The 645-nt window shown below is 35.7% G+C and carries 1 protein-coding gene; it reads left to right on the forward strand.

Features of this window, described 5'->3' with window-relative positions; genetic code table 11:
* Positions 1-645, forward strand: a 645-nt coding sequence (locus QD409_RS35505) for a PTS transporter subunit EIIC (protein ID WP_430765048.1), incomplete at both ends; no start/stop codon positions are given.

A 645-nucleotide genomic window follows, 5' to 3' on the forward strand; every position in this document is an offset into this window, starting at 1 on the left:
GCTCAGTTGTAACCGCTCTCGTTTTATCAATTGTATGGCCATTTATTCAAGGATTATTAAATGATTTTGGTCGTTGGATTGCAACTTCTCGCGATACAGCACCTGTTATTGCTCCATTTATTTATGGTGCATTAGAACGTTTACTATTACCATTTGGTCTACATCATATGTTAACTGTTCCAATGAACTATACAGAACTTGGAGGAACATATCAAATCTTAACAGGTTCTAGTGTTGGACAAACAGTAGCCGGACAAGATCCTCTATGGCTAGCGTGGATTGCTGACTTAAATAATTTTCTTGCAGCTGGTGATGTAGAAAGTTATAAACAGTTATTAAATGAGATAACACCTGCACGTTTTAAAGTAGGACAGATGATACTTTCATGTGCTGCTTTGATAGGTATTGCATTGGCGATGTATCGCAATGTAGATAAGGATAAGCAAAAAAAATATAAATCTATGTTCTTGTCAGCTGGATTGGCTGTATTTTTAACTGGTGTCACTGAACCAATCGAGTTTATGTTCATGTTTGCTGCTCCAATTTTGTATATAGCATATGCAATTATGACTGGTTTAGCTTTTGCAATTGTTGATATTATTGATATACGAGTTCACGCCTTTGGAGTAATTGAACTATTAACTC

It is taken from the genome of Rhizobium sp. BR 315 (genome assembly GCF_050577975.1).
GTDB lineage: Bacteria > Pseudomonadota > Alphaproteobacteria > Rhizobiales > Rhizobiaceae > Rhizobium > Rhizobium miluonense.